24 protein-coding genes and 1 tRNA gene are annotated in these 24,002 nt (G+C 63.3%); 20 read left to right on the forward strand and 5 right to left on the reverse strand.

Annotation, left to right across the window (positions count from 1 at the left end; translation table 11 throughout):
• Positions 1-95: 95 nt before the first annotated feature.
• From C7I87_RS12585 to C7I87_RS12610, 6 genes are read left to right on the forward strand one after another with little or no spacing between them, the layout of a single operon-like run.
• Entirely contained in the window at positions 96-1,973 is a 1,878-nt protein-coding gene (locus C7I87_RS12585; protein WP_149904501.1) for an extracellular solute-binding protein, read from the forward strand.
• The gene (locus tag C7I87_RS12590; RefSeq protein WP_149904502.1) at positions 1,973-3,841 is read left to right on the forward strand and encodes an extracellular solute-binding protein; all 1,869 of its coding nucleotides are present in this window, start codon (positions 1,973-1,975) and stop codon (positions 3,839-3,841) included. The genes C7I87_RS12585 and C7I87_RS12590 overlap by 1 nt, the downstream gene beginning before the upstream one ends.
• A gap of 30 nt (positions 3,842-3,871) precedes the next feature.
• Entirely contained in the window at positions 3,872-4,966 is a 1,095-nt protein-coding gene (locus C7I87_RS12595) for a microcin C ABC transporter permease YejB (RefSeq protein WP_149904503.1), read from the forward strand.
• Complete coding sequence (locus C7I87_RS12600; RefSeq protein ID WP_149904504.1) at positions 4,966-6,111, forward strand: ABC transporter permease; 1,146 nt, start codon at positions 4,966-4,968, stop codon at positions 6,109-6,111. The genes C7I87_RS12595 and C7I87_RS12600 overlap by 1 nt, the downstream gene beginning before the upstream one ends.
• On the forward strand, positions 6,108-7,739 hold the full coding sequence (locus C7I87_RS12605) for an ABC transporter ATP-binding protein (protein ID WP_149904505.1): 1,632 nt from the start codon (positions 6,108-6,110) through the stop codon (positions 7,737-7,739). The genes C7I87_RS12600 and C7I87_RS12605 overlap by 4 nt, the downstream gene beginning before the upstream one ends.
• A gap of 30 nt (positions 7,740-7,769) precedes the next feature.
• Entirely contained in the window at positions 7,770-8,711 is a 942-nt protein-coding gene (locus C7I87_RS12610) for a 2-hydroxyacid dehydrogenase (RefSeq protein ID WP_149904506.1), read from the forward strand.
• Between the two features lie 13 nt (positions 8,712-8,724).
• On the opposite strand, the gene C7I87_RS12615 is transcribed toward C7I87_RS12610, so the two are convergent.
• The 3 genes from C7I87_RS12615 to C7I87_RS12625 all read right to left on the reverse strand — a co-directional run bounded on the left by C7I87_RS12615 (position 8,725) and on the right by C7I87_RS12625 (position 10,745).
• Positions 8,725-9,252: a P-loop NTPase family protein gene (locus C7I87_RS12615; RefSeq protein WP_149904507.1), complete on the reverse strand. Its 528-nt coding sequence runs from the start codon at positions 9,250-9,252 to the stop codon at positions 8,725-8,727.
• A gap of 112 nt (positions 9,253-9,364) precedes the next feature.
• Positions 9,365-9,721, reverse strand: a complete 357-nt coding sequence (locus C7I87_RS12620) for a hypothetical protein (protein ID WP_149904508.1) — start codon at positions 9,719-9,721, stop codon at positions 9,365-9,367.
• Positions 9,722-9,827: 106 nt separating this feature from the next.
• Positions 9,828-10,745, reverse strand: a complete 918-nt coding sequence (locus C7I87_RS12625) for a class I SAM-dependent methyltransferase (protein WP_149904509.1) — start codon at positions 10,743-10,745, stop codon at positions 9,828-9,830.
• A gap of 151 nt (positions 10,746-10,896) precedes the next feature.
• On the opposite strand from C7I87_RS12625, the gene C7I87_RS12630 reads away from it, so the two are divergent.
• The 3 genes from C7I87_RS12630 to C7I87_RS12640 all read left to right on the forward strand — a co-directional run bounded on the left by C7I87_RS12630 (position 10,897) and on the right by C7I87_RS12640 (position 13,863).
• Positions 10,897-11,907 carry a ligase-associated DNA damage response exonuclease gene (locus C7I87_RS12630; RefSeq protein WP_149904510.1) on the forward strand — a complete coding sequence of 337 codons (1,011 nt, stop codon included), beginning with the start codon at positions 10,897-10,899 and terminating at the stop codon, positions 11,905-11,907.
• 4 nt (positions 11,908-11,911) lie between these two features.
• Entirely contained in the window at positions 11,912-13,513 is a 1,602-nt protein-coding gene (locus C7I87_RS12635) for a cisplatin damage response ATP-dependent DNA ligase (protein ID WP_149904511.1), read from the forward strand.
• 95 nt (positions 13,514-13,608) lie between these two features.
• Positions 13,609-13,863 (forward strand): hypothetical protein, encoded by a 255-nt coding sequence (locus tag C7I87_RS12640; RefSeq protein WP_149904512.1) that lies wholly within the window; start codon positions 13,609-13,611, stop codon positions 13,861-13,863.
• A gap of 37 nt (positions 13,864-13,900) precedes the next feature.
• Here the strand turns inward: C7I87_RS12640 and C7I87_RS12645 are convergent, their stop codons facing one another.
• Complete coding sequence (locus tag C7I87_RS12645; protein WP_149904513.1) at positions 13,901-15,046, reverse strand: hypothetical protein; 1,146 nt, start codon at positions 15,044-15,046, stop codon at positions 13,901-13,903.
• 288 nt (positions 15,047-15,334) lie between these two features.
• Here C7I87_RS12645 and C7I87_RS12650 point away from each other — a divergent pair.
• Positions 15,335-15,410: transfer RNA gene (locus tag C7I87_RS12650), tRNA-Thr, on the forward strand.
• Positions 15,411-15,799: 389 nt separating this feature from the next.
• Here the strand turns inward: C7I87_RS12650 and C7I87_RS12655 are convergent.
• Positions 15,800-16,693 (reverse strand): NAD(P)/FAD-dependent oxidoreductase, encoded by an 894-nt coding sequence (locus C7I87_RS12655; RefSeq protein WP_149904514.1) that lies wholly within the window; start codon positions 16,691-16,693, stop codon positions 15,800-15,802.
• A gap of 174 nt (positions 16,694-16,867) precedes the next feature.
• Here C7I87_RS12655 and C7I87_RS12660 point away from each other — a divergent pair, with 174 nt between their 5' ends.
• The 10 genes from C7I87_RS12660 to C7I87_RS12705 all read left to right on the forward strand — a co-directional run bounded on the left by C7I87_RS12660 (position 16,868) and on the right by C7I87_RS12705 (position 23,967).
• The gene (locus tag C7I87_RS12660) at positions 16,868-17,533 is read left to right on the forward strand and encodes a TetR/AcrR family transcriptional regulator (protein WP_149904515.1); all 666 of its coding nucleotides are present in this window, start codon (positions 16,868-16,870) and stop codon (positions 17,531-17,533) included.
• 210 nt (positions 17,534-17,743) lie between these two features.
• Positions 17,744-18,142: a hypothetical protein gene (locus tag C7I87_RS12665; protein ID WP_149904516.1), complete on the forward strand. Its 399-nt coding sequence runs from the start codon at positions 17,744-17,746 to the stop codon at positions 18,140-18,142.
• Positions 18,143-18,272: 130 nt separating this feature from the next.
• The gene (locus C7I87_RS12670; RefSeq protein ID WP_149904517.1) at positions 18,273-18,461 is read left to right on the forward strand and encodes a YodC family protein; all 189 of its coding nucleotides are present in this window, start codon (positions 18,273-18,275) and stop codon (positions 18,459-18,461) included.
• 196 nt (positions 18,462-18,657) lie between these two features.
• A complete protein-coding gene (locus tag C7I87_RS12675) occupies positions 18,658-19,095 on the forward strand; it encodes an EF-hand domain-containing protein (protein WP_149904518.1) in 438 nt (145 codons plus the stop codon).
• Positions 19,096-19,140: 45 nt separating this feature from the next.
• The gene (locus tag C7I87_RS12680; RefSeq protein WP_149904519.1) at positions 19,141-19,683 is read left to right on the forward strand and encodes an RNA polymerase sigma factor; all 543 of its coding nucleotides are present in this window, start codon (positions 19,141-19,143) and stop codon (positions 19,681-19,683) included.
• A 113-nt stretch (positions 19,684-19,796) separates the two neighbouring features.
• Positions 19,797-20,249, forward strand: a complete 453-nt coding sequence (locus C7I87_RS12685) for a hypothetical protein (protein WP_149904520.1) — start codon at positions 19,797-19,799, stop codon at positions 20,247-20,249.
• The gene (locus tag C7I87_RS12690; protein WP_149904521.1) at positions 20,246-20,707 is read left to right on the forward strand and encodes a periplasmic heavy metal sensor; all 462 of its coding nucleotides are present in this window, start codon (positions 20,246-20,248) and stop codon (positions 20,705-20,707) included. The genes C7I87_RS12685 and C7I87_RS12690 overlap by 4 nt, the downstream gene beginning before the upstream one ends.
• Before the next feature lie 113 nt (positions 20,708-20,820).
• A complete protein-coding gene (locus C7I87_RS12695) occupies positions 20,821-21,099 on the forward strand; it encodes a GCG_CRPN prefix-to-repeats domain-containing protein (RefSeq protein WP_149904522.1) in 279 nt (92 codons plus the stop codon).
• Positions 21,100-21,208: 109 nt separating this feature from the next.
• Complete coding sequence (locus tag C7I87_RS12700) at positions 21,209-22,699, forward strand: DUF1800 domain-containing protein (protein WP_149904523.1); 1,491 nt, start codon at positions 21,209-21,211, stop codon at positions 22,697-22,699.
• 29 nt (positions 22,700-22,728) lie between these two features.
• Positions 22,729-23,967, forward strand: coding sequence for a DUF1501 domain-containing protein (locus C7I87_RS12705; protein ID WP_149904524.1), 1,239 nt, complete (start codon positions 22,729-22,731; stop codon positions 23,965-23,967).
• Positions 23,968-24,002: the final 35 nt, after the last annotated feature.

The following is a 24,002-nucleotide window of genomic DNA, read 5'->3' on the forward strand; positions in this document are numbered from 1 at the left end:
GGCGACAAAGCCGGGCCATTGCGGTTTTCACGAGCGCCAAATCATCTAGGATTGCCCTTCTGGATGATCTGGCACGCATCGCGAAGGGATAGTGCATGACGGTTGGCCGAACGCTTCTCAGGTCGTTGCTGGCGGTGGCCCTGCTGGCGGCGGGGCTGCAGGCGAGCCGGGCCGACGAGTGGCGCACCACCTCATCGCTGATCGGCGAGTCCAAATATGGCGACAATTTCCAGCACTACGACTACGTCAACCCGAACGCGCCCAAGGGCGGAACCCTCAACTCAGTGGTGCTCGGCACCTTCGATAGTTTCAACCCCTACATCGTCCAGGGAACGCCGGCAGCGGGCCTGTTCGGGTTCGGCGGCGGCCTGCTCTACGACACGCTGATGGAGCAGGCAACCGACGAAGGCAGCACCAGTCATCCGCTGATTGCCGACGCCTATAAATATCCGGCCGACTACTCCTCGGCGACCTACCGGCTCGATCCGCGTGCCAAATGGCATGACGGCCAGCCGATCACCGTCGACGACGTGATCTGGTCATTCCAGGTGCTGAAGGCGAACAGCCCGCAATACAACCGCTATTTCGAGAACGTGACCGATGCCGTGGCGGTCTCCGACCGCGAGGTCGAATTCCACTTCAACCAGAAGGGCAACCGCGAACTGCCCAAGATCATGGGCGACCTTGCCGTGCTGCCGAAGCACTGGTGGGAGGGTACCGATGACAACGGCAAGAAGCGCGACATCACCAAGTCGACGCTGGAAATTCCGCTCGGCTCGGCGGCCTATAAGATCGCCAGCTTCAAGCCTGGCTCCGAAATCATCTGGCAGCGCGTGCCGGACTATTGGGCCGCCAAACTACCGGTGAAGATCGGCCGCGAGAATTTCGATACGCGCCGATACACCTACATCCTCGACGACAATGCCGCCTGGCTGGCCTTCACCAAGGGCGGGCTGGAAGACATCCACCGCGAAAACAGCTCGCGCAAATGGGCGACGGCCTACAATTTTCCGGCTGTCCAAGCCGGTGATGTCATCAAGAAGGACTTCCAGACCCAGTCGCCGCAGCCGATGCAGGGCTTCGTTCTCAACCAGCGGCGGCCGCAGTTTCAGGACCGGCTGGTGCGTGAGGCACTGACCATGCCGTTCGATTTCGAAAGCATGAATCGTACGCTGTTCTTCGGCTTTAATACCCGCACATCAAGCTATTTCCAGGGAACCGAACTGGCGTCCAGCGGATTGCCGCAGGGCAAGGAACTGGAGATCCTGGAAAAATACCGCGACAAACTGCCGCCCGAACTCTTCACCCAGGAGTTCAAGTTGCCCGTCTACGACTCGCCGCAAGCCGAGCGAAAGTATCTGAAGCAGGCCGTCGACCTCTTCGCCAAGGCTGGATGGGTCATCAAGGGCGGCAAGATGGTCAACGCCAAGACAGGCGCACTGTTCAAGTTCGAGATCCTCGGCTGGAACGACACGGACCAGGTGATTGCCAGCCCCTACATTGCCAACCTACGCAAGATCGGCGTCGACGCTACTCTGCGCATCATCGATCAGACGCAGTACATCAACCGCGTGAACAATTTCGATTTCGACGTCGTGACGGGTCTGTTCGGCCAGTCGGATTCGCCCGGCAACGAGCAGCGCGATTTCTGGAGCTCGAAGGCCGCCGATGCGCCTGGTTCGCGCAACCTTATGGGCATCAAGGATCCAGTCGTCGACGCGCTGGTCGATCGCATCATCTTTGCCACCGATCGCGATGATCTCGTCGCCGCCACGCACGCGCTCGACCGTGTTCTGCTGTGGAACTTCTACGTCGTGCCGCAATATTACCGTTCCGCGGTCTGGCTGGCCTATTGGAACAAGTTCAAGTTCCCCGACAAGCAGCCTGCCTATATCGGCGCCGACATCGATTCCTGGTGGATCGACCTCGACAAGGAAAAGGCGCTGGCGGCCAAATACAAGGGCGGCAATTGATGGCGGCTCTTTCCCGCCGCGATTTCCTGACGCTCGGCACGACTAGCTTTGCCGCAGCACTGTTGCCGGGTCGCGTCTTCGCCGATATCGCTACCGGCACCAAACTGCACGGCCTCTCGGCCTTCGGCGACCTCAAGTACAAGGCTGACTTCACGCATTTCGACTACGTCAATGTCGACGCGCCCAAGGGCGGCATCTTCAATTTCTCGCCGCCGAATTGGGGCTACAACCAGGACACGCAGACCTTCAACACGCTGAACTCCTTCGCCAACAAGGGCGACGCGCCGCCACGCATGGAGATGTGTTTCGACGCGCTGATGGTGCGGGCGCTCGACGAGCCCGACGCGGTCTATGGCCAGATCGCGGATGGCGTGACGCTCTCCGGCGACCGCAATGGCTTCACCTTCTCGCTTCGACCCGAGGCGCGTTTCCATGACGGCACGCCGCTGACGGCGCAGGACGCAGCCTTTACCTTCAAGCTCTACAAGGAGAAGGGGCACCCCGACCTATCGCTGTCGCTAACGCATATGGTCGACGCCATAGCCGTCGACGACCGCACGTTGCGGCTTACTTTTTCCGGCAAGCAATCCGCCCGCACCGTGCTCAACGTGGTGGAATTCCCGATCCTGTCCAAGGCCTTCTACACGGCAAATCCATTCGATTCCTCGCAATTGAACCCGCCGCTCGGCTCGGGCGCCTATAAGGTCGGGCGCCTCTCGGCCGGGGCGTGGATCGAGTACGACCGGGTTGAGAACTATTGGGGCCGTGACCTCCCGGTCAATCGCGGCCAGAACAATTTCGATCGCGTCCGCATCGAGTTCTACCAGAACCGCAATGCCGGATTCGAAGCCTTCAAGAAGGGTGAGATCACCTATCGCGAGGAATTCGTTTCGCGTGTCTGGGCCACCGCCTATGATTTCCCTGCAATGACCGAAGGCAAAGTGGCCAAGCATGAATTCCCGGCCGAAAAGCGACCCTCCATGCAGGCGACCGCGGTCAATCAGCGGCGAGAGCAGTTTCGCGACCCCAGGGTGAGGCGGGCGCTCGCACTATGTTTCGATTTCGAGTGGACGCGCCGCAACTTCTTCTACGGCTCGTACGAGCGTTCGCAATCTTGCTTCGAGAAATCGGACTTTCGCGCCGAGGGGGCACCGTCGCCGCAAGAACTGGCTCTGCTGGGGCCGCTGCGAAGCCAGCTTCCGGCAGAGGTCTTCGGCGAGGCAGTGACCCAGCCCGCGTCCGATGGCTCCGGCCGCGACCGCAAGCTGCTTGGCCAGGCGACAAAGCTCCTATCCGCCGCCGGTTGGAAGCGGTCGGGCGACTTCGTCGTCGACGACAAGGGCGGTCGGCTTTCAGCCGAGTTCATGGTCGATGACGACACGTTCGTCCAGGTCTATTCGCCTTGGGTCGCCAACATGAAAGCGATCGGCATCGACGCCACGATCCGGTTGGTGGATTCCGCGCAATACCAGTCCAGGCAGGCGAGTTTCGACTTCGATCTCTTATCTGCGGCTTTTTCGTTCGGTGCGACGCCGACGCGCGACGACCTCGAAGTTTTCTTCCATTCGAGCACCGCCGGCGTCTCCGGTTCCCGTAACCTGCCGGGCATCTCCGATCCCGCGGTCGACGCACTGATCAATGCCGTTGGCGCGGCAAAAGACCGTGAAAACCTGACTGTGGCGATGCGGGCGCTCGACCGGGTCTTGCGCGCGCGGTGCGATTGGATTCCAAGTTGGTTCCTGGCGAATCACCGAAGCGCCTATTGGGACATGTTCGGCTTTCCAGAACAGAAACCCGATTTCGGCTTTCCGGTCGAGGCGCTGTGGTGGTTCGATAAGGGCAAGGCGGCAAAAATTGGCAAAGGCTGAGATTTTCGCTCGAGCAGGACGCAAGGCCTGATGGGCGCCTATATACTGCGCCGCATCCTTTTGATGATCCCGACCCTGTTCGGCATCATGGCGATCTCCTTCGCCGTCATCCAGTTCGCGCCCGGCGGACCGGTCGAGCAGGTCATCGCCAAGCTGACCAACCAGGGCGGCAGCGACCGCCTCGGCGGTGGCGGCGGTGACGCGGGCGGTTCCAATTTCGATGTCGCCGGCGACGTCAGTTCGAAATATCGCGGCGCCCAGGGTCTCGACCCGGAATTCATCAAGAAGCTGGAGAAGCAATTCGGCTTCGACAAGCCGCCTCTCGAGCGCTTCGGCATGATGCTGTGGAATTATGCCAGGTTCGATTTCGGCAACAGCTACTTCCGCGATATTTCGGTGCTGGACCTGATCCTCGAAAAGATGCCCGTTTCGATTTCGATCGGGCTCTGGATCACGCTGCTGTCCTATCTGATCTCGATCCCGCTCGGCATTCGCAAGGCGGTGAAGGACGGCACCCCCTTCGATGTCTGGACCAGCGGCGTCGTCATCGTCGGCTATGCCATTCCGGGCTTCCTGTTCGGCATCCTTTTGATGGTGCTGTTTGCCGGCGGCTCGTTCTGGGACTGGTTCCCGTTGCGCGGCATCGTTTCCGACAATTGGGACCAGTTGTCGTGGCCGGCCAAGATCGCCGATTATTTCTGGCACATGACCCTGCCGCTGACGGCGCTGGTGCTATCGGCCTTCGCCACGACGACGCTTTTGACCAAGAACTCGTTCCTGGAGGAGATCCGCAAACAGTATGTGGTGACGGCGCGCGCCAAGGGCCTGTCGGAACGGCAGGTGCTTTACGGCCACGTCTTCCGCAACGCCATGCTGATCGTCATCGCCGGCTTCCCGGGCGCCTTCATCTCGGCCTTCTTCACCGGCTCGCTGCTGATCGAGAACATTTTTTCCCTGGACGGGCTCGGCCTGCTCGGCTTCCGGTCCGTCGTCGAGCGCGACTATCCCGTGGTGTTCGCCAATCTCTACATCTTCTCGCTTCTCGGCCTGTTCATCGGGCTGTTGTCCGACCTGATGTACACTTGGGTCGATCCGCGCATCGATTTCGAGCGGAGAGACGTCTGATGTCGGAGGCAACCGTCACCGCCGGTGTCTTGCCGGAGCGGCTTCCACGGCCGTTCCTGTCGCCGCTCAACAAGCGCCGCCTGCAGAATTTCAAGGCCAATAAACGCGGTTTCTGGTCTTTGTGGATTTTCCTCGTCTTGTTCGTTTTGTCGCTGTTTGCCGAATTCATCGCCAACGACAAGCCGATCATCGCGTCGTACAAGGGCGAAATCCTTTTCCCGGTGCTCGTCGCCTATCCGGAAGAAAAGTTCGGCGGCTTTTATGCTGTCACGGATTATCGCGACCCGGTGATCCAGGACGAGATCAACGCCCATGGCTGGATGATCTGGCCGCCGATCCGCTACTCCTACCAGACCGTCAACAATGCCATTCCGGAAGCGGCACCCGCCAAGCCATCGTGGGAATATGACGCCAAGACGCGCTGCAACCAATATCCGCAAGGAGCGGCCGATCCGGCCTGCAATGTCGGCAACTGGAACTGGCTCGGCACCGATGACCAGGCACGCGACGTGCTGGCACGCGTCATCTACGGTTTCCGCATTTCGGTGCTGTTCGGCCTGATCCTGACCGCCGGCTCGGCGCTGATCGGCGTCGGCGCCGGTGCCGTGCAGGGCTATTTCGGCGGCTGGACGGATCTGCTGTTCCAGCGCTTCATCGAGATCTGGTCGGCCATTCCCGTGCTCTATCTCTTGCTCATCGTCGCCGCCATCCTGCCGCCTGGTTTCTTCATCCTGCTCGGCCTGATGCTGTTGTTCTCCTGGGTGGCGCTGGTCGGCGTGGTGCGGGCGGAATTCCTGCGCGCCCGCAACTTCGAATATGTCAACGCGGCCCGCGCGCTCGGTGTGCCCAACCGCACCATCATGTTCCGGCATTTGCTGCCCAACGCCATGGTGGCGACGTTGACCTTCCTGCCCTTTTTGCTGAGCGGGTCGATCTCGACGCTGACCTCGCTCGATTATCTCGGCTTCGGCCTGCCTCCGGGTTCGGCCTCGCTTGGCGAACTGCTCAAGCAGGCGCAGCGCAACCTCAACGCGCCGTGGCTCGGCATCTCCGGCTTCGTCGTCATCTCGCTGATGCTGTCGCTGCTGGTCTTTGTCGGCGAGGCAACGCGCGACGCCTTCGACCCGCGCAAGACGTTCAAATGAGCCAAGCCCCCTTGCTCAGCGTCCAGGACCTCAGTGTCGCCTTCAGCCAGGGAGGCGGCCAGTCTATCGCCGTCGACCATATCTCGTTCGACATCGCCAAGGGCGAAACGGTGGCGCTGGTCGGCGAATCCGGTTCCGGCAAATCGGTCTCGGCGCTGTCGGTGCTGAAGCTGCTGCCCTATCCCAGCGCCAGCCATCCCTCGGGCAAGATCCTGTTCCAGGGCGCCGACCTCCTGGCCATGACCGAGAAGCTGTTGCGGCGGGTGCGTGGCAACAAGATCACCATGATCTTCCAGGAGCCGATGACCTCGCTCAATCCGTTGCACACGATCGAGCACCAGATCGTCGAAATCCTGAAGCTGCATCAAGGCATGGGCGACCGCCCAGCCAAGGCGCGCACGCTGGCGCTGCTGAAGGAGGTCGGCATCCGCGATCCGGAAAAGCGGCTCGACGCCTATCCACACCAGCTTTCGGGGGGCCAACGCCAACGCGTCATGATCGCCATGGCGCTCGCCAACGAGCCGGAACTGTTGATCGCCGACGAGCCGACGACGGCGCTCGACGTCACCGTGCAGGCGCAGATCCTCGAACTGCTCGCGGGCCTCAAAAGCCGCAAGGGCATGTCGATGCTGTTCATCACCCACGACCTCGGCATCGTGCGCAAGATCGCCGACCGGGTCTGCGTGATGACCAAGGGCAAGATCGTCGAGACCGGCCCGACCACGGACATCTTCGCCAATCCGCAGCACCCCTATACGCGCCACCTCCTGGCCGCCGAGCCGAAAGGCAAGCCGCCGGCCGCCAATGCCGGCGCCAAGCCTGTCATGACCGGCAGGGACATCAAGGTCTGGTTTCCGATCAAGCAGGGCTTCTTCCGGCGTGTCGTCGATCATGTGAAGGCGGTCGACGGCATCGATGTCACGGTGCGCGCCGGCCAGACGCTGGGCGTGGTCGGGGAATCCGGTTCGGGCAAGACGACGCTTGGCCTAGCGCTGGCGCGCATGATCTCGTCGACCGGAACCATCCAGTTCAACGGCCGCGACATCAACCAGCTCACCTTCAATGCCATGCGGCCGCTGAGAAAAGAATTGCAGATCGTCTTCCAGGATCCGTTCGGCTCGCTCAGCCCGCGCATGTCGATCGCCGAGATCATCGAGGAAGGCCTGAAGATCCACGAGCCGAAACTGTCGCCCGACGAGCGCGACGACAAGGTGGCCGCCGTGCTGAAAGAGGTCGGGCTCGACCCGGCGACCCGCAATCGCTATCCGCACGAGTTTTCCGGCGGCCAGCGCCAGCGTGTCGCCATCGCGCGCGCCATGGTGCTCAACCCGCGCTTCGTCATGCTGGACGAGCCGACATCGGCGCTCGACATGAGCGTGCAAGCGCAGGTCGTAGACCTCCTGCGCAATCTGCAGGCCAAGCACGACCTCGCCTATCTCTTCATCAGCCATGATCTCAAGGTCATCCGGGCGCTGGCCAACGACGTCATCGTCATGCGCAATGGCCAGATCGTCGAAGCCGGCCCTTCCGAACAGATTTTTGGAAATCCGCAAACCGACTATACTCGGGCGCTGATCTCGGCCGCCTTCAAGATCGAGACGGCACCGACAGGCGTGGTCAGCGAGTGATCCGCACACGGAAGGACTGAACGAATCGCGATGGAAAAAGGCCGTATCCTGCTTGCCGTCACCGGCTTTCATCCGCAGCGCTGGCGCGAGCTGTTGTCGGCCGAGCGCGAGGTGGTGCTGGAGCCGGACGGCGCCAAGGATCCGTCGATCACCTATGCGGTGGTGTGGAAGCAGAAGCCCAATTTGTTGTCGTCGCTGCCTAATTTGCGCGCCATCTTCTCGATCGGCGCCGGCGTCGACCACGTCTTCGCCGACCCCGGCCTGCCCGATGTGCCGATCGTCAGGGTCGTCGCCGACAATCTCACGCAGTACATGACCGAGTACGTCGTCTGGCGGGTGCTCGATCACCATCGCCAGGGCCTGCTCTACCGGTCGCAGCAGCTGAAGAAAATCTGGCACGAGCCGCAACAGCGGCCGGCCGGCGACATTTCCGTCGGCATCATGGGGCTGGGCAATCTCGGCCGCGCCGCGGCCTCGGTGCTTCTGTCGCTCGGCTTCGCGGTCAACGGCTGGTCGCGCACCGACCGGCCGATGAAGGGGGTGGCGACCTATTCCGGCGAGGCTGGCCTGATCCCGTTCCTCAACGCCACCGACATTCTCGTGGTGCTTCTGCCGCTGACGCCGGACACGCAAGGCATCATCAACTACGGCGTGCTGAAGGAGTTGCGCAAGCGCAATGGCCTTGGCGGCTCGGTGCTGATCAATGCCGGGCGTGGGCGCCTGCAGAAGGACGCCGACATCGTGCGGGCATTGGACGACGGCACGCTGAAGGAAGCGAGCCTCGACGTGTTCGAGGTCGAACCGCTGCCGAAGACCAGTCCGCTGTGGCGCCATCCGAAAGTGTTCGTGACGCCGCATGCCGCGGCGACCTCCGATCCCGTCCACCTGGCGCCGATCATGCTGCGCCAGATGGACGCTTTCGAACGCGGTGAGAAGCTCGACAATCTGGTGGACCGCAAGGCGGGATATTAGCCGGGCGCTGTTCTCATCTGGCCAAGTCCCAGTCCCGGAAGCATTCCTTGATTGCCCCGACGGATGACAACTGCAGCTTCGGCAGATCGATCTGCTCGAACATCGCCCGGTATCTCGAGCGATTTTTCGGCGTGACCACGGCGATGTGGCGGATCATGTCCCATTTGATGCTGTCGCGCCCGCCTTCCAAGCCACCGCGCCTCTCCCTCTCGAACAGGGTCCGCCTGAAATAGCGCAGCAGACTTGCAGAGGTGGAGATGTCCAGCAGGATCAATCCTGTCGCACGATGGAAGCGTTGCGGCATGCAAATCGAGTAGTTGCCGTCCATCACCCATCGCTCGCCGGCGATCGCGGCGTCATGCAAGGCAATGAACTCGTCCCTCGGACGCTGCCCCCAATCCGTGTTGGGCAGATGAAAGAGCAGATCGAGATGAACGGGCGTCAGGCCACGCTTGCGCGCGATAGCGTCGGCAAGCGTCGACTTGCCGCTGTTGGACGGCCCCAGGATACAGATGCGGTCGCCGAGGTCCGAGAGGTTCATCGGATGGGAGCCTTGCAAGATGGACGATAGGAACTCGACCGAAAACGGCTTTGCCTGAGGCCACATGCATGTCGTGGTCCCAAGACCGGGGCCACTTTTTTAACAACATGCATCAGCCTGGCAGAGCGAACTTCTTCTTGTCCGGCTTGCCGCAGTCGCGGCGGTCGATGGACCGGTTCATGGCATCGATCTCGCCTGACGCCTTGTCGCTGTCACGCTGGGCCTTGGAGCGCATGTCGGGCGTGAACGGGCCGAAGCCCATGGCGGGATTGGAGAAGGTCGGCTTGGCGGTCGTCGGGAGATTATATTGCTGCGCCAACCCGTTGCGCTGCGCCAGTAACTGATCGCATGGCACGCTGTCATATTGCAGCGAGGACTCGATGTTGGCGTCCTGCCGCTCGGACGCTGAATTGCCCACGCAGCCGGTGGTCGCCAGGCAGGACGCCAAGATCATCATGTTCCAGCGCATCGAAGTGCTTCTCCTGATATCCCGCTCTGATGCGACCCAGATCGCAAATATCAGTCGCGCATGCAAATCGGACTTTTTCGCAGCAGGTCGGAGCAGTCCTCGCACTTCACTCGGCATGAGCTTTCCGTGCCACGACGGCCAAGCCGTTGACGGGCTCGCGGCGATCCTGGCGGATGGTCGTTGGCTCCAGCGCGACGATCGAGAAGCCGTTGGCCTCGAGGGTCCGCGTGACATAGCCGACCGAATGGGCGTAGCGCCGCGACGGCTGCAGCGCGAAGTCGCCGCCATCCGCCAGGCTCTCGACGGAGAACGCAAACAGGCCGCCCTCGGCGAGCAGGCCGGCAACCGCTGCCACCAAACCTTCGAGCCGGCCGATGTAAATCAGCACGTCGGCTGACGTCACCAGATCGAGCTTGTCGCCCGAATAGGAAAAATCCTGCAAATCCGCTTTTGTCAGCGCGTCATAGATATTTTTTGCCCGCGCCTTCCTCAGCATCCTTGCCGAGATATCCACCCCCTCCAGCCGGTCGACGATCGGCCTCAGCCTCTCGCCCATCAGTCCGGTGCCGCAACCCAAGTCGAGCGCCAGGCGGAAGCGGCCCGGCCTTGCCTTGCGGATGGCAGCATCGAGCACCTCGGGCAGCCGGTAGTGGAGCTTGCCGACCAGCATTTCCTCGAATGTCTCGGCATAGTGGTCGAACAGCGTTTCGACAAAGGCACTGGGCGGCGCCATGGAGGCCGGACCTTTGCCGATCAGCTGCAGTTTGAGGGCCGCGCCCTGGCGATCGGCCGGATCGAGTTTCAGCGACGTCGTCCAGGCTTGCGCCGCGAGGTCAAGCCTGCCTGATGCCTCCTGCATCTCGCCGAGCCGAAACCAGCCCATTGCCCATTGCGGCGCCAGTTCCAGCGCGCCGCGCAGCAGCTCGGCCGCTGCGGCACGATCGTCTGAGGCAAAAAGCATCTCGGCATAGTCGGCACGACGATCGGCATTCGGGTCGCCCGACGAGGTCTGAAGCGGTTTCATGATGATGGTTCCACCGGCAGGGTAGCCGGCCGCGCATCTCTGTAGAGCAAAGCATGCCGAAGCTGAACCGAATTGAGCAGGCTTTGCCTGGCGAGTCAGCAGTCTTGGGCAACAGGCTTCCCGCAGCGGAATTATATCCTATCTTGGGACCATGCGCGCCAGCGACCTGCTTCATCCCCGGCCCGAAGGCCTCTACTGTCCGCCGGGCGATTTCTTCATCGACCCGGTGCGACCGGTGAACCGGGCGCTGATCACGCACGGCCATTCCGACCATGCGCGTTCCGGCCACGGCTCGGTGCTTGCTACGCAGCAGACGCTCGACATCATGGGACTTCGCTATGGTGAGGATTTTGCCGGGACGACACAGGCAGCTGCGCTCGGCGAGAGGATTGCCCTCGACGGCGTCGATGTCAGCTTCCATCCGGCCGGCCATGTGCTGGGTTCGGCGCAGATATCGGTCGAGCACCAAGGCCGGCGCATCGTCGCGTCCGGCGACTACAAGCGGCAGAAGGATGCGACCTGCCTGCCGTTCGAGCCGATCCGCTGCGACGTCTTCATCACCGAGGCGACCTTCGGCCTGCCGGTGTTTCGCCATCCGCCCGACACGGAAGAGATCGCGCGCCTCTTGAAATCAGCGGCGCAGTTTCCCGAGCGGTCGCATCTGGTCGGGGCCTACGCGCTGGGGAAGGCGCAGCGCGTGATGCGACTGCTGCGCGACGCCGGTTACGACAGGCCGCTCTACATCCATGGCGCGCTGGCCAAGCTCAGCGCGTATTACCAGAGCCAGGGCATCGATCTCGGCGAACTCGAGCCGGCGACGGTGGAAGACGGCGGCAAGCAGGATTTCGCCGGCGCCATCGTGGTCGGCCCGCCATCGGCCTTCGCCGACCGCTGGGCGCGGCGCTTTCCCGATCCGATCTCGTGCTTCGCGTCCGGCTGGATGCGCATCCGCCAGCGCGCCAAGCAAGGCGGCGTCGAACTGCCGCTGATCATCTCGGACCATGCCGACTGGGACGAACTCACCGCCACCATCAAGGAGACCGGCGCCGCCGAAATCTGGGTCACGCACGGCCGCGAGGAAGCACTGGTGCGCTGGTGCGAACTGGAAGGCATCGCCGCCCGTCCGCTGCATCTGGTGGGCTATGAGGACGAGGGCGATTGAGGTCATGAACCGCTTCGCCGAACTTCTCGACCGCCTGGTGCTGACGCCGTCGCGCAACGGCAAGCTGACGCTTTTGACCGACTATTTCCGCAGCGTCGAGGATCCCGATCGCGGCCTGGCGCTGGCCGCCATCACCGGCGATCTCAAGATAGCCGCGGTCAAGCCGGCGATGCTGCGCATGCTGGTCACCGAACGCATGGACCCGGTGCTGTTCGGCTATTCCTACGACTATGTCGGCGACCTCGCCGAGACGGTGTCGCTGGTCTGGCCGCAAACGCCTGGCAGGATCGCGAACCGCGAGCCGACGCTTGGCGAGGTGGTGGCGAAGCTGCAGGCGGCAAGCCGCTCCGACGGACCGAAGGTGCTGACGGGGCTGCTCGACAGCGCCGGAATCTCGGCACGCTTTGCCATCATCAAGCTGGTCACCGGCGGCCTGCGCATCGGCGTCTCGGCGCGGCTGGCCAAACAGGCGCTGGCCGATTTCGGCAAGGTCGACGTCGCCGAGATCGAGGAGCTCTGGCACGGGCTCTCGCCGCCCTACACGGTGCTGTTCGCCTGGCTGGAAGGCAAGGCCGAAAAACCGCGCAACACGGCTATGGCGCTGTTTCGCCCGGTCATGCTGTCGAACCCGGTTGGCGACGGCGATCTCGAAAAACTCGATCCGGCGGATTACGCCGCCGAATGGAAATGGGACGGGATCCGCGTCCAGGCGGTGGCCGAAGGCGGCATCCGCCGGCTCTATTCGCGCACCGGCGACGATGTCTCAGGCGCTTTTCCAGATCTCGCCGACGCCATGCACTTTTCCGCGGCGCTCGACGGCGAATTGCTGGTCGGCGATCCGCGTGAAGCGACGGGAACCTTCTCGGACCTGCAGCAGCGGCTGAACCGCAAGACGGTGACGCCGAAGATGCAGCAGCAGTATCCGGCCTTCATGCGCTGCTATGATGTGCTGCAGATCGGCGCGGAGGATCTGCGCCCGCTGTCCTTCCGCGAGCGGCGCGGCCGCCTCGAAGCCTTCATCGGCACGCTTGACCCCAGCCGCTTCGATCTCTCTCCCTTCGTCGACTTCGCGGACTGGCAGGCGCTCGAGGACCTACGCCGCGCACCGCCGCACCCGATCATCGAGGGCGTGATGCTGAAGCGCTGGGATTCGCCCTATGTCGCCGGCCGGCCGAAAGGTCCATGGTTCAAATGGAAGCGCGATCCGCACACGGTGGACGCCGTGCTGATGTATGCCCAGCGTGGCCACGGCAAGCGCTCGAGCTTCTATTCCGACTACACGTTCGGCGTCTGGTCCGGGGTCGAGGGCGCGGAGGAACTCGTCCCGGTCGGCAAGGCCTATTTCGGCTTCACCGACGAAGAACTGAAACAGATCGACAAATATGTCCGCGACAACACGGTCGAGCGCTTTGGACCGGTGCGCTCGGTGCGCGCCGACCGCGACAACGGCCTGGTGCTGGAAGTTGCCTTCGAGGGGCTCAACCGCTCGACCCGGCACAAATCGGGCGTGGCCATGCGCTTCCCCAGGATTTCACGGTTGCGCTGGGACAAGCCGGCCAACGAGGCCGACCGCATAGAAACCCTGCAGGCGCTGCTCGACCGCTAATCAGTAAACGAATCCGAGCTTGCGCGGTCATGAGGACACACGGCATTATAAGCTGATCGCAGTATGCAGCTTCATGAAGGGAATGAGGTAGTCGGGTGCAATACGCAACGGGACAGACGATCAAGATCGGCGACGAGGTTATCGCCGATGGCATGAAAGGAGTGGTCGTTTGCGACTTCGATAATCGTAAGTTCGCAGAAGGCTATGAGACTTTGGACATGCCCACGATTGAAATGCTTGGCGGCGGCACTCTGTCCTCAGGCGTCATGATTGAGACCGTTGAGGCAGGCATGATCCACTACGTGGATGGAATTGGCGTGATCGATTTCGTCCAACCCGCCAGCCGATAGCCGGAAAAACCGTTTCAAATTTTTTCGTGGCATTGATTTAAGGCTCGATCGAGACGCGGATCTCGTAGACGTTGACCGCCTTGCCCTGCTTGTCGAAATCGGAATTGACGGCGATGGTTCCAGCCGAGCCCGGATGCTTGTCGGGAAACTTCACGTCGAACAGATATTCGTTTTTCTGCTGGCCGACCGCGTAACGCTTGCGGCCGCAGTCGCCGAGTTCGCCGAAATTGCAGTCGACGGAGATCTGCGTGTCCTTGCCGTCCTCGGCGCGGGCGATGATGTCGAACATGGCGTGCTTGCCGGCGAGCTTTTCCAGCACGCCCTGCCCGACATCGAAGGCGATCGCCGAGCCGGAGGCGCCGGACTGGATGCGCAGGAACGGCCCGCTGTCGTCCTTCATCACCTCGGCCTTGGCGTCCGACGGGGCGGCGACATGGGTCGGGTCGGTCGGCGAAAACACGTTGATCCAGTTACGCGACTGGTCCGCAGCGCCGGGCTTTGCCGGCGCGTTGGCGCCGTCAGCGGGGGTGAAATCGTCGCCCTCGACGGTCGGCGGTGCTTCCGGCGGCGCGGTATTAAGCTGCGCCGCCGACTTGAACACCCCGGTCTGCATGGCAAAAAACAGGCCGATGCCAATCGCCGCGAGCAGCGTCACCGTGAAGAAAATGGCGGTCAGCGGCAAGCGGCGTCCGCGAATGCGTCGCTCATCGCGGTCCGGCGCCACTTCCGTCGCGGCTCCCGGCGCGGCGGGAGCCGACATGTCGATGGACGGTGCAGCCGAGAGGGTGGCGTCCGGCATGATGTCGGGAACGACCGGCAGCACGCGCGAGCGCGGAGCGTCGGATCCGGGCTGCCCGGGCCCGTCGACGGTGACAGCGGGCGATGGCGCCCTCGGGCCGGCCTCGACCGCAGGCGCTGCGCCGGCCGCGGCCTCTCCCGCCGGCGCGTCGATCTGCGGCGCAACATCGGGCACCGCCGGCAGGTACTCGGATTCGATCTCGGTGATTTTCGCCTGAATGGCCTTGCGTCGCTTGATGGCGACTTCCACCGTCACGCCGGGATTGGCCTGGAGCGCACGGTCGAGCGCGGCGAAGGCCGACCGATAGACCTTCTCGCGGAACGCGCGGTCCTCGGCGTTGCCCTTTTCCAAGGCGTTCCGGATCGCTTTTTCGATCGCGTCCAAGCGAGGTCCCTCTGCAAATTGCCACAAGCTTTCATGATGGTTAGCGGCAGGCGACCAATCAATCAACGGGCGGGCAGCCGCATTCTGCCTCGACGGGCCGTCCAAAGTCCATCTTCGCCATGTTCCGGCAAACAAAATCGAAATATGTCGGTGATTCCAGCATGCAGGACGCCCGAACCCCGGTTTCGATCGTGGCGGGGCTCTTCGCATGATTTGCCAAGTCGCATCTTGAATTCGCGGCCGGTTGAGTCTATCACCCTGCCCATCTTGGAGGCCTTGGCCTCCCGGGCCGCTTTAGCTCAGTTGGTAGAGCACATCATTCGTAATGATGGGGTCAGGTGTTCGAGTCACCTAAGCGGCACCAATATTTCCCAAGGCTTTGCGGGCTTTCGAGGTGTAGAGCGGAAAACGCCCTGCCAACAGCCTGCCAACATTCCCCCGCGCCGCTTTTTGCCCGTTTGTTCTCATCAGGCAAAGGCCTTCGGCGAGGTGTCCGCGCTGATATAGAGCGGGTGCCCCGGAAAACCTTCGGCTGTAACCTTGAGCGCGAGAGGTTCGGCGCCGGCCTCGCAAGCACCGCCAGGGCGAAGCGGCCTCGGTCGTTCAATGCGCCGTGGGTGCCCCATCCGCAAACCGGCGTGCCGTCGCTCGGGCCGCTTGCAAAATAAGAAAGTGCCGTTGCGTGAACTGTGGAAAGTGTTCTCTGTAACTTGAACCGGCGAGATCGGCGACGCTCCTCTCCAATCTCTGCTCTCAAACCAGCATCGACTGCTGGGCGAAGATACCCGCCGTCGCGCCCTGCGATATTGCCGTGGTGACCGAGGCCATGGCTGGATTTGCAAGATCGCCGGCGGCGTAGATGCCGGGCATGCTGGTTTCGCGTCGCTCGTCGACCTTGAGGGCGGTGCCGAGCGGCGTATTGACCGTGGCGAGGCCCAGTGATTCATGCAGGCTTGCGGAAGGCTTGTTGCGCGGATGAGCGAACAGGATGTCGACCGCGGCATTGAGGCCGCTATCGAGATTAACGGTGGTGATATGGCCCCGGTGATGGGCGATTTCGGCGATCTGGCCATCAACGACGGGTATGTTGCGGCGCGCCAGATCGGCCCGGATATCGGGTGAAATGTCGTGACTATCGGCGAAGACCGTCAACGTTTCGGTCCAGTCGTGGTAAAGCCTGACATAATTATGCGACGACGGACCGGACCAGACGAGGCCCCAATGCTGGTCGGCGACTTCAAAGCCATCGCAGTAGGGGCAGGGCACGATGGATGTGCCCCAGCTTTCGGTAAAGCCCGGAACATCAGGCATCTGGTCGGCAACGCCATAACTCAGGATCAGGCGGCGCGCCCCAAGGCTTTCGTCATCGCCAGTGAGGACGGAGAAATTATCGATGGTGCCGGAGATGCTGTCGGCCCGGGCATCGACCAGCTTGACTGTGGGATAACGCGCCAGTTGCCGCCGCGCCTCGGCCAGGATGTCCAGCGGTGGCTTGTGATCGTGGCCGAGCACACCATGCGAGTGGCCGGCGAAGCGATTGCGCGGCAGGCCGGTATCGAGAACGGTGACCTTGCGGCGGGCACGGCCCAGCTGCAGGGCGCCGGCGAGGCCGGCAAAGCTACCGCCGATAATGATGACGTCATCCATGGTGATGGGCTCCGTGTTGTGGATGGAGGGGGTTCGGCTGAGCCTTGCGCGATGGCGGCCCAGAGAAACTCGAGTTGAAGGACAGGGTAAAATCCAATCTTTGGCTTGCATATTTCCGATACTACGTGGTATCGTAATTCGATAATTAGGATACTGTCAAGGACTGGAATTGTCGTGACTGAAAATAGCCAGGGCCGGCGCGGCCGGCCCGCCAACGAGGCGCTTGGCCAAACCATAGTCGACGCCGCGGGCGAACTCTTTGCGGAACTGGGTTTTCAAGCGACGACATTGGACATGGTCGCTCAGCGGGCGAAGATATCCAAGCTCAGCATCTACAGGCACTTCGAGAACAAGGAGGCCCTGTTCAGCGCGGCCTTTGCGGCCCGCTGCCATCAGTTAATACCACAGGCCCTTTTTGAAGACGTTGACGGTTCGGCCGAAGATCAGCTCATGGCGGTGGGATCATCCCTGCTTCGCACGCTGTTGCGCCCGGGCGTCCGCAGCGTCGAAGCCATGGTCATGACCGACAGCACGAATCAACAAGCGTTGAGCAAGCTCCATTACGAAGCCGGCCCCGCCCACGTCATCGCTCAAATCGAGGCCTTGCTGCGTCAGTTGCACGCGAAGGCGGTTCTGAACGTGCCCGATCCTCTCCGGTCCGCCCGCTTGTTTGCCGCGCTTTTCAAAGGATGCGATCTCCTGATTATCGCACGTTTCGATGAGGCGAGAGCAGAGAACGACAGCGAAATCGAATCCTATTGCCGGTCGGCCGTCGACATGTTCATCGCCGCGCACGGTGCTGAAAGCGGTCTTCGGCCCCCTGCCCCACTGGCGTTCTAAACGATATCGGGGAAGGTCAAAAGAGCGGCGCCAGCCACCGGCAGGCCGCTTGAAGGCCGATCAGCACAAGCGAGTCGCTTGTGCAGGCCAGGTGTTCGAGTCACCTAAGCGGCACCAGTTTTTCAAACCGATGATCGAAGCAGCTTGGATGTGCGGAACATGGCCTGAATCCCGGCCGCTTGCTTCTGCCAGGCCGGGTAGTCGTGCGACTTGCAGATATCGGCACAGGTGCGAGGTCCTCCGGGCCCGGAAATTCGCTGGCAAGCGAGCGATCCTGCATTTCAACAACAAATGATGGAGATCGCATTTCTATTTTTTTGGAACAGACGCCTGTTTTTTGGAACAGACGCTTGGGTCGCACATTTCCTGCCGACGGTTCTAGAGACAGGAGGTTTTGAAGTGCCGAGGCGTGTCGACAAGGAAAGGCTTGAAAGAGCGGACCGCGAGGCGAAGCTGGTGCTGGATGCCGAGCGTCACGCAAGGGACGCCAAGACAACCCGCCTGAGGGAGCAGAGACTGCGGCAGGAGGCATCGGCGGACAAGTCTCCGCCTGCGCGCCGACGCGAGCCGGTCAGGAAGCCGGTCCGGCGTGTGATCGAGGTGGACTGATCTGCGGAGGCCCCGAGGGCGCAATCCGCCTCCGCATCGCCGCATGGGACAGCAACCCAGACGACCCATATGCCATTGTCGGGACCCCGGTTTTGGTATGAAATAACCGGTGTCAGCATGGGAGGTCCAAATGCCCAACACTTTCAAGACCGGAGACGTCGTCAAGCTGAGGTCGGGAGGCCCGAAGATGACGGTCAGCGACGGCGCCGCTTCCGGCATGTATCTGTGCCACTGGTTCAACAAAGAGGGCGATGTTTGGACCCCGCAGCACGCCGGCTTCAAATCGGATCAGCTGGTAGCCGCCGACCAATCGGCGTAATCCCCGCTTTCGCCAAGGGCCAACGCGAATCCAGACGCGGCGGACTGCTGCTTAGCTGGGTCGCCAAGGTCCGTCATCGCCGGCACGCAGCGTGATCGGCATCGACGACCGACGGATTTCTCCGATCGCGACGTTTAACGGTTGAAGCCTGACATGGCATTGGGCCATGGCAACGCGCCAACCGGAGACGTGAAGCATGATACGCCGTTCGATCCTTGCCGCTGCCTTGAGCCTGCTGACCACCGCGGCTCTGGCCCAGACAGCGACACAGCCACCGGCCGCCACGCCGCCCGCTGCCACGCCACCTGCCGCCACGTCGTCGGCTGCCAAGTCCGACATCACACTGGCCAAGTTCCAGAAACGGCGGGAGAAGGCGATCATGGCCGCCGACACGGACGGCGACGGCAAGATCAGCCTGGTGGAGTGGGAGGCCTTTCAGGCCAAGCGCAACGTCAAGGGCGACCCCGCCAAATCCTTCGCGCGCATCGATTCCAATCATGACGGCTTCATCGACCGGGCCGAGCTCGATGCGTTCTTCGCCAAGCGCTTTGCCAGGCTGGACAAGAATGGCGACGGCATTCTGACGGCCGATGAGATGCCGGGCCACAAATCCGCTCCCAAGCCGGAGCAGTGACCAAGAGGCTATGACGTGTGATGGATATCGGGAGTACGCCAGCCGATGAGCGCCGATCCGGACGAGGAGCTGGTTCGTCGGGTCGGTGCTGGCGACCCCGCGGCGGTGCAGGCGCTCGTCGCGCGCAAGCTGCCGCGCATCCTTTCGCTTGCCGTGCGCATGCTGGGCGATGCGGCGGAGGCCGAGGATGTCGCGCAGGAAACCTTCGTGCGCATCTGGCGCCATGCCTCGAAGTGGCGGCGAGGCAATGCACGCTTCGACACCTGGATCCACCGGGTGACGCTAAACCTTTGCTACGACCGGTTGCGCCGGCGCCGCGAATGGGTGACCGACGAGATGCCGGACATTGTCGACCCTGCCCCGCTTCCCGATTCCCATCCCGGCGAAGAGGCGCATCGGGTCGAGCGGGCCTTGCAGGCAATCGCGCCACGCCAGCGCGAGGCGATCATCCTGGTCTACTACCAGGAGATGTCCAACATCGAGGCGGCCGCGACCTTGGAGATCAGTGTCGATGCGCTGGAGAGCCTGCTGTCGCGCGGCCGGCGGGCGCTGCAGACGATGCTGGCCAGGGATGGCGGCCATGATTGAGAAAGGCGCGAATGGTGGACATTCATCGCGCCTTGCGCGCGTCCGGTGGGAACCGGCCTGCGTCGTTTTCAACCCGTGCGGGCACGCGGCACCAAGAGGCCAGGGGAAAACAGATGGCTAGAGACATCGAAGACAACACGGCAATGGATGCCAAGCGTTTCGCGGCGCTCGCGGAAGCCTATGGTGGCGATTTGCGCCGCTGGCCGGAAGCGGAACGCGAAGCCGCAACGGCCTTTGCTTCGAGCGAAGCAGGCCAGGCCATTTCGCGGCACGCCGGCACGCTTGACGCCCTGCTCGACGGCTATAGCGTCCAGCATCCCGGCAAGGCGCTGCACGACAGCATCCTGCGCGCGGCCGACCGGCACCTCGTCCGGCGCCGGCGCCAGCGGGTCTGGTGGCTGGGTCTGGGACTAGCCGGCATTGGTCTGGCCGGCGCCGTCGCCGGGCTGGCCCTGGTAAGCATTGTCACGCCGGAAGCCGGATCGGATCACTATGTGCTGGATGCAAACGCGACGGCGTTTGGCGATGCCAACCCCGATGCCGAAAATGGTGAGGAGAGCCTATGAGCACACGCTGGATTCGTGTTCTGGTCATCGCCTCGGTCGTGCTGAACGTCTTTCTTGCCGGGGCATTCGTCAGCGGGGCCGTCTGGCTGAGAAATGCCAGGGCGGGCGCCGGGTATTCGTTGGAGTCGGCCGGGGGACAGCTTCCCGAAAAAGACCGCAAGTCCTTTCGCAAGGCGCTGCGGCAAGTACGCATGGAGGCCCGCCAGACTATTCTTGACGGCCAGCAGGCAAGGCAGGAGGCGGCGGACCTGTTGCGCCAACCGGTTGTGGACACCGCGGCTTTGTCCGCCGCCCTGGAGCGGGCGCGCAACGCTGACGTGACCGTGCGCACTCGGCTTGAACAGGCCATTGTCGAGTTCGCGGCGAACACATCGCCGCAGAACCGGAGCGCGCTGGCTGCGGCACTGATGCGCCATGTGGAACGCCGCGCGGCCGTAGTACCAAAAAAATCGCCGTGACGACCGACGGAAAATCCCGGCGACGCCGTTCAACGAAAGGAAGGGACAAGCCGATCCAATCTCGTGATGCGGGCCGGTTATCTTCAAACTCGAAAAGCACTCGGAGTTCGACCATGAACCGTCTGACAAAGTATGCAGCAGCCGCTACCCTGGCCGTTAGTGGAACGGTCGCGACTGCCGCGACGTCCAATGCAATGCCGATCGTGTCCGTCGCCCAACCGGCGGCTCCAGCGGTGGTGGAGCATGTCCGCTGGGGCTGCGGGATCGGCTGGCATCCGAACCGCTGGGGGCGCTGCGTGCCGAACCGCGTTGTCGTGCGCCCTTACATTGTCGGCCCTGCCTTCTATGTCGGGCATCCGCACCGTCACTGGCACCGCTGGCATCGCTGGTAAAGGCCTCGGGGCCGACAACGTCGTCGGCCCCACGGCTCCGTTCGAACTGGCATGATATAGAACGGCTTCATGCGCGTCGCGCAGGAAGCCCAAGACGTGGAGAGCTGACTTGGCTATCCCGACCCCCAATTCCCCGCCCGATCCAACCCTCGTCGCCTTCAACCGATTCGGGCTTGGAGCCCGCCCCGGCGACCGCGACAGACTGGGCGCCGATCCGCGCGGCTATCTCAAGGCGGAACTGCGGCGGCCCGACATCGCCATGATATCGCTTGACGATCCGGCCTACGCCGACCTCCTGGGGAGCACAGCAGCCATCCAGGCCAGCATGGCGGCACGCTTCCAGCGCAGGCTCGACAGGAGTCTGATGAAAGCGGCCGCCGAGCAGCCGGCAAATGGCCCGGCCGCGACAAACGCGCCGGCCATGGCGAGCGCTCCCGTCAAAGTGGACGCTCCAGCCGCAGCACCCCCCAAGCCCACGCCTGCCACCCCTCCGGTCGAAGCCACCTTGTACCGGGCTGAAGCCCAGGCCCGCTTCGACAAGGCCTTGCGAGCAGAAGCCGGCTTCGTCGAGCGTCTGGTCTATTTCTGGTCGAACCATTTCTGCGTCTCCGTGGCCAAGGGCAACATCGTGCGCGCCAGCGCCGGGGCCTTCGAACGGGAAGCCATCCGGCCCTTCGTGCTCGGGCGCTTCGCCGACATGCTGATGGCGGTGGAGCGGCATCCGGCCATGCTGTTCTATCTCGACAACCAGCAGTCGATCGGCCCGGACTCCCGCGCCGGCAGGAACCGCCAGCGCGGCCTCAACGAGAACCTCGCCCGCGAGATCCTGGAACTGCACACGCTGGGTGTCGGCGGCTACAGCCAGGCCGACGTCACCAGCTTCGCGCGCATCCTGACCGGCTGGACGATGGCCGGACGGGAAGGACGGTTGGGCGAACCCGGCAGTTTCGTCTTCAACGCCAATGCGCATGAGCCGGGCGAAGCGGTGCTGCTCGGCAAAATCTATCCGGCCGGCGGCATGGGCCAGGCCGAGGCCGCGCTCAACGACATCGCCCATCATCCCGCGACCGCGCAACACATCGCCACACAACTTGCCCGCCATTTCATAGCGGACGAACCGCCGCCGGCGGCGGTCGCCCGTCTGGCCAAAGTGTTCATCAAGAACGACGGCAATCTCAGGGCATTGGCGGCGGCGCTCATCGACATGCCGGAGGCGTGGTCGACGCCATTGGCCAAGATGCGCTCGCCATTCGACTATGTCGCAGCCATCAGGCGGGCGGCCGGCCCGGGACCGAACGACCCCGGCCAGTCGCTAAACTGGCTCAACGCGCTGGGCGAGCCGCTCTGGCGGCCGCCCGGACCGAACGGCTTTCCCGACCAGGCGGACAGCTGGGCATCGGCCGAAGGCATGAAGACACGCCTCGACATCGCCTGGCAGGCCGCCAGGCAAGTGAAGGATATCGGCAATCCCAACGACATGCTCGACGCGGTCATCGGTCCCTCCGTCTCGCCGGAGACGCGCCAGGCGGTCGCCCGCGCCGAATCCAAGCAGCAAGGCCTGGCGCTGCTGCTGATGGCGCCCGAGTTCCAGAGACGATAGCGCCAGCGCCGACGGATGGAGACCAAGTCATGAGCCTGCTGTGTGAAACCCCTCACCCTTCCCGCCGCGCCGTGCTGATGACCGGCGGCGCGCTGTTCGCCTGGGCCTATCTGCCGCGGCTTGCGCGTGCCGCCGACAATCGCGACCCTCGCCTGATCGTCATCGTGCTACGCGGCGCGCTGGACGGCCTGTCGGCAGTCGGTCCGGTCGGCGATCCCGACTATGCCGGCTTGCATGGCGACATCGCCTTGTCACTTTCCGGCCCGCATGCGGCGCTGCCGCTCGACGGTTTCTTCGCGGTCAATCCGGCAATGCCGGTGTTTGCGCGCCTGTTCAAGGCAAACCAGGCGGCTGTCGTGCACGCGGCGGCGACAGGCTACCGCGAGCGCTCGCATTTCGATGGCCAGGATGTGCTGGAAAGCGGCTTTGCCGGCCCCGGCCATGTCGCCACCGGCTGGCTCAACCGGGCGCTGGAAAGCCTGCCGGCAGGCGACCGCGTGGCAACGCTTGGCGGCCTGGCCGTAGGACCGTCGACGCCACTGGTGATCCGCGGAGCGGCACCGGTGCTAGGCTGGGCGCCGCAATCGCTGCCGGCGCCGGCAGGTGATCTCGCGACGCGCGTTCTCGATCTCTACCAGCACCGCGATCCGGTGCTGGCGGCGGCGCTGAAAAAAGGCCTCGACGCCGACCGCATGGCGCTCGACGACCAGATGAGCGCCATGCCGATGAAACCGAAAGGCGGCCTCGACAGCGCCGCCGGCATGCGGCAGGCCGCGCAAGGCGCGGCCAAGCTGATCGCGGCCGATGACGGGCCGCGCGTCGCGGCACTCGCCTTCGACGGCTGGGATACCCATGTCAACGAAGGGGGCGCGACCGGCCGGCTCGCGACCTTGCTCGGCGGCCTCGACGGCGCCTTCGAGGAATTCGAAAAGGGCCTCGGCGAGCGCTGGAAGGATACAGCGATCGTCGCCATCACCGAATTCGGCCGCACGGCGCAGATCAACGGCACGGTCGGTACCGATCACGGCACCGGCACCGTGGTGCTGCTCGCCGGCGGCGCGATCAAGGGCGGCCGGGTCATCGCCGACTGGCCGGGGCTGAAGCCGGCGCAACTTTATCAGCAACGCGACCTTGCGCCGACCAGCGATGTCAGGGCGGTGCTGAAGGGCCTGCTCGCCGACCAGTTCGGCCTTTCGGCCGCGGTGCTTGGCGAGAAGGTGTTTCCGGACTCGAACGCAGTGAAGTCGATGCCGAACCTGATCGCCTGAGACTCTGGCAACGCCGCGTTTCCTGACGCGGCGTT

It is taken from the genome of Mesorhizobium sp. SARCC-RB16n, from assembly GCF_008520305.1.
Classification (GTDB): domain Bacteria; phylum Pseudomonadota; class Alphaproteobacteria; order Rhizobiales; family Rhizobiaceae; genus Mesorhizobium.

What these genes read in the sequence shown, in the direction of transcription:
- C7I87_RS12625 (WP_149904509.1), bottom strand. Translation starts at nt 10,745, where the DNA reads ATGAAACCGCTTCAGACCTCGTCGGGCGACCCGAATGCCGATCGTCGT.
- C7I87_RS12585 (WP_149904501.1), top strand. Translation starts at nt 96, where the DNA reads ATGACGGTTGGCCGAACGCTTCTCAGGTCGTTGCTGGCGGTGGCCCTG.
- C7I87_RS12590 (WP_149904502.1), top strand. Translation starts at nt 1,973, where the DNA reads ATGGCGGCTCTTTCCCGCCGCGATTTCCTGACGCTCGGCACGACTAGC.
- C7I87_RS12615 (WP_149904507.1), bottom strand. Translation starts at nt 9,252, where the DNA reads ATGAACCTCTCGGACCTCGGCGACCGCATCTGTATCCTGGGGCCGTCC.
- C7I87_RS12705 (WP_149904524.1), top strand. Translation starts at nt 22,729, where the DNA reads ATGAGCCTGCTGTGTGAAACCCCTCACCCTTCCCGCCGCGCCGTGCTG.
- C7I87_RS12680 (WP_149904519.1), top strand. Translation starts at nt 19,141, where the DNA reads ATGAGCGCCGATCCGGACGAGGAGCTGGTTCGTCGGGTCGGTGCTGGC.
- C7I87_RS12620 (WP_149904508.1), bottom strand. Translation starts at nt 9,721, where the DNA reads ATGCGCTGGAACATGATGATCTTGGCGTCCTGCCTGGCGACCACCGGC.
- C7I87_RS12605 (WP_149904505.1), top strand. Translation starts at nt 6,108, where the DNA reads ATGAGCCAAGCCCCCTTGCTCAGCGTCCAGGACCTCAGTGTCGCCTTC.
- C7I87_RS12630 (WP_149904510.1), top strand. Translation starts at nt 10,897, where the DNA reads ATGCGCGCCAGCGACCTGCTTCATCCCCGGCCCGAAGGCCTCTACTGT.
- C7I87_RS12610 (WP_149904506.1), top strand. Translation starts at nt 7,770, where the DNA reads ATGGAAAAAGGCCGTATCCTGCTTGCCGTCACCGGCTTTCATCCGCAG.
- C7I87_RS12655 (WP_149904514.1), bottom strand. Translation starts at nt 16,693, where the DNA reads ATGGATGACGTCATCATTATCGGCGGTAGCTTTGCCGGCCTCGCCGGC.
- C7I87_RS12635 (WP_149904511.1), top strand. Translation starts at nt 11,912, where the DNA reads ATGAACCGCTTCGCCGAACTTCTCGACCGCCTGGTGCTGACGCCGTCG.
- C7I87_RS12600 (WP_149904504.1), top strand. Translation starts at nt 4,966, where the DNA reads ATGTCGGAGGCAACCGTCACCGCCGGTGTCTTGCCGGAGCGGCTTCCA.
- C7I87_RS12685 (WP_149904520.1), top strand. Translation starts at nt 19,797, where the DNA reads ATGGCTAGAGACATCGAAGACAACACGGCAATGGATGCCAAGCGTTTC.
- C7I87_RS12675 (WP_149904518.1), top strand. Translation starts at nt 18,658, where the DNA reads ATGATACGCCGTTCGATCCTTGCCGCTGCCTTGAGCCTGCTGACCACC.
- C7I87_RS12695 (WP_149904522.1), top strand. Translation starts at nt 20,821, where the DNA reads ATGAACCGTCTGACAAAGTATGCAGCAGCCGCTACCCTGGCCGTTAGT.
- C7I87_RS12690 (WP_149904521.1), top strand. Translation starts at nt 20,246, where the DNA reads ATGAGCACACGCTGGATTCGTGTTCTGGTCATCGCCTCGGTCGTGCTG.
- C7I87_RS12595 (WP_149904503.1), top strand. Translation starts at nt 3,872, where the DNA reads ATGGGCGCCTATATACTGCGCCGCATCCTTTTGATGATCCCGACCCTG.
- C7I87_RS12670 (WP_149904517.1), top strand. Translation starts at nt 18,273, where the DNA reads ATGCCCAACACTTTCAAGACCGGAGACGTCGTCAAGCTGAGGTCGGGA.